At 66.1% G+C, this 3,369-nt stretch carries 3 protein-coding genes; 1 reads left to right on the top strand and 2 read right to left on the bottom strand.

The window, feature by feature from the left end; genetic code table 11:
• Positions 1-407 precede the first annotated feature (407 nt).
• Complete coding sequence (locus tag GF405_06785; protein ID MBD3367864.1) at positions 408-1,160, top strand: hypothetical protein; 753 nt, start codon at positions 408-410, stop codon at positions 1,158-1,160.
• 91 nt (positions 1,161-1,251) lie between these two features.
• On the opposite strand, the gene GF405_06780 is transcribed toward GF405_06785, so the two are convergent.
• Positions 1,252-2,022, bottom strand: a complete 771-nt coding sequence (locus GF405_06780; protein ID MBD3367863.1) for an MBL fold metallo-hydrolase — start codon at positions 2,020-2,022, stop codon at positions 1,252-1,254.
• A gap of 158 nt (positions 2,023-2,180) precedes the next feature.
• Positions 2,181-3,369, bottom strand: a 1,189-nt coding sequence (locus tag GF405_06775) for a threonine--tRNA ligase (protein MBD3367862.1), incomplete at its 5' end; no start/stop codon positions are given.

The following is a 3,369-nucleotide window of genomic DNA, read 5'->3' as shown; positions in this document are numbered from 1 at the left end:
TTCGCCCGGATGCAGACGGACGGCGAGCGCTTTGACAGAAAGGTCCTTCTGATCAGGTGAGTCGCCGGGCCGGCCACCCTTGAAGGTCAGCCGGACGGTCCGGACGTCGGTCGCCGCGACAGCAGCACGTTCCGTGCTTCAGGAGCCCTCACCACCGTTCCGAACGCCAGTGCCTCCGAAGCACGCCGCCAGGGCGGACCGACAGCGACTCAATCGCGGGACGGGGGCGTCGAGCCCACGGCGCCCCCGCGCCCGAAGCAGAGAGAGGAAGAGGATCCCAGAGTTCCGCTCCCCACGGAAGACGCCGCTGGCCGGGCCCCTCGCCGAAGTCATCCAAGAGCCTGGCAGCCTGAGTGGACACGAGCAGGGGCCGGTCGGCGGCCTGAACACGAAGGGGGAAGACGAGCGTGATACTGAGACGACTGGCTACGACAGCGCTGCTGATCTGCGTTGCGATGGCACTCTCCTCGACGGCGAGCGCGCGCGACCTCCGGTGGGAGACGTGGGGGCAGCACGCGGTCGCCGGCAGCGCGTCCGAGGGGACGCACGTGTGGATCACCCGCGGCCTCTTCGATCGCGGCCGGGAGCTCGGCATGGGCCGCTGGGGCTCAGCCGGGGCGGCCATGGCACTGATGGCCGTGTGGGAGGTCTACGAGGTCAAGAGCATGGACTCGCTCGGTGTGTCGGTGCAGGACCTCGCGGCCAACACCGCCGGGGTCGTCACCGGACTCGTCGGCCTTGACGTCAACTACCGGTACGTCACGTTCGCCGACCCTCCCTACGACGAGGAACACCCGTGGCTCAACGTGCCGTGCATTCCCCGGAACGACATGAGCTACTGTCTCGAGGTCGAGCACGAAGGATGGGCGCTCGGCTACAGATTCGTCGGCCAGCCCGGTGACATCGCGATCGGGACGACGGCGATGCCCGTCCATGCGGCGGAGAGCGGCGACCTCGAGACCATCCCCTACATCGGCAGGAACTGGGAGAACGGGTGGCACGCGGCCGTCGGCATGTCGACTGTCGACTCGACGCCCGTCGCGGGCGGCGGATACCGCTTCGTGTCGGGCATCCTCGGAATCGACGTCACGGGCCTCGTCTCGCGCGAGGGCCTCGGCGTCGGTGCCGGCGTCTTCGTCGGATACGACGGCATCTTCTAGAGCGTTTGCGCGGGGGAAAGGCCGGACCGAGAAGCGCCGGGCGCATGTGCGCCCGGCGCTTGGTGTCTTGCTGCGAGTTCGAGCCTCGGTGCTACTTCGCCGCGTCGGCGATCCGCTTTTCGAGGATCTCGATGTGCTCGTCGATGGCCTCCGGTCCGGCGATGTCGCCGTGCCCGGGGACGATGGTCTCGATCTCGAACTTCTTGAGCTTCTCGAGTCCGGCGACCCACTTCCTCCACTCTCTGGCGTCGCCGAACATCGTCACCGGGCCGGCCTTCGTGTTGATGGCGTCGCCGGCGAAGAGGATCCTCGAGGCGGGATGATAGACGACGAGTTCGGAAGGCGTGTGGCCCGGGAGGTGGACGATCGTGACCTCCTCGCCGTTGATGGCGAGCGATACCTCCTCGCCGACGTGCCTGTGCGGCGAGACGGGATGGACGTTCCCGATGATCTTCCGGCACTCCGACTCGGTGATCTTGAGAAAAGCGCAGAGCATCTCCTGGTAGTTCCCGGCGCCGAGGTGTTTCCGCATCTCCGCCATCTGTGACGAGAACGACTTGTGCGCGTAGATGAGCGCGTGGCGGTCGTCGAAGAAGCTCGTGGCGAAGCAGTGATCCAGATGGTGGTGCGTGAGGATCAGGTAGACCATCTCGCGCCCGGGGGCGCGCATCTGTGCGTAATCCCAGATGTAGCGGGCCTGCGCCTCCGTCTGTCCCGCGTTGATGACGACCATCGTCCTCGGCGTGATGACGATGCCGACGTTCGCCGCGTGGATGTCCGGGAGCGTCTCCATATCGAGGAACGCATGGACGCCGTTGTGGAAGTCGATCGTACGAGGCGTTCCGAGCCCTGGTCGCTGCATGGCTTCACCCCCAGAGGGACGCGCTCTGCTGGTCGGGTTCCTTGAAATCCAAACGTCTGCGTGTCGGGTGTTCGAAGGTACGTTCCGGCTCAGGCGGACTGTCGGCCGGCCGCTGTTTCCTCGGCTGCGGCCTCAGTGCCTCGCGACTCGCGATGGCGTCAGCCGACGAAGATCGGTCGCTCGGAGAGGCGGCGCGGGACGTTGAGCGGCCGCGTCGGCTTGCCCGCGACACTCTCCGCGATCTCCTCGATGAGCGCATCGAGCGAGTAGGATCGCTGCTCGCCCCCGCGAACGCGGACCGTGAGCTCGTCGCTCTCGATCTCCTGGTCGCCGACGACGAGGACGTAGGGTATCCAGCGGCGGCCCGCATCGCGGATCTTCTTTCCGACCGACATGTCGCGGTCGTCGAAGTCGGCCCGGAAGGGGATCTTCTCGACGAGTTCCTCGCAGTAGGCATTGTGGCGCTCGGCGACCGGGATGACGCGGACCTGCGTCGGGGCGAGCCACAGCGGCAGTACCGGCGACTGGCCCTTCTTCATCCGGATCGCCTGCTGCTCGAGAAGGTCGCCGATGACCCGCTCGATGGATCCCGAGATCGAGGTGTGCATGAGGACCGGGTGCTTCCTCTCGCCGTCCTCGTCGACGTACTCGATCTCGAAACGTTCCGTGTTCTCGACGTCGATCTGGACGGTCGAGAGACACGACGCCTTCTTCTGCGCGTCGACGAAGTTGAACTCGAGCTTGGCGACGAAATAGAAGAAGCGCTCGTCCCAGATCTCTACGAGAACCGGCTTGTCCGCGCGCTTCACGATCTCGTCGGCGAAGGCCGGGTCCTCGTCGAGGAAGGACCGGACGAACCGGACCGCCACCTCGTAGTCGAGCTCGAAGTCGTCCATGCAGCGCATCGAGAGCTCCATCTGCCTCAGGAACTCCTCGCGCGCCTGGTCGAGGTCCTTCGCCAGCGTGTGGAGATCGGGCATGGTGAACGTGCGGAGCCTGCGAAGTCCCGCCAGCTCGCCCGACTGCTCGCGGCGGAACGAGTAGTGGCTGATCTCGAAGAGCCTCGAGGGCAGCATGCGGTGCGAGAGCTGCATGTCGTGCTGCATGAGGTACTGCCCGAAGCACGCCGCGAAGCGGAGGAAGTACTCCTTCGTGTCGGAGAGCAGCACGTACTGCCGCGCCGGGAACCGGTTGAGGTAGCTCATGAGGTTCGGGTGCTGGTAGTCGTACATGATCGGCGTCTCGACGCGCATGGCGCCGTACTCCGACAGCAGGTTCCCCACGTGCTCCTCGGCGAGGATCTTGACCAGCTCGCCCTCGGGGTACCAGCGGAAGTTCCCGGGGTCG

The organism is Candidatus Effluviviaceae Genus V sp. (assembly GCA_014728125.1).
GTDB lineage: Bacteria > Joyebacterota > Joyebacteria > Joyebacterales > Joyebacteraceae > WJMD01.
The sequence above is the reverse complement of the archived record's forward strand: the minus strand, read 5'-3'. Positions and strand labels throughout refer to the sequence as shown.

Bases quoted from the DNA above. Each gene is read 5' to 3' on its own strand.
- GF405_06780 (MBD3367863.1), bottom strand. From the start codon at position 2,022: ATGCAGCGACCAGGGCTCGGAACGCCTCGTACGATCGACTTCCACAAC.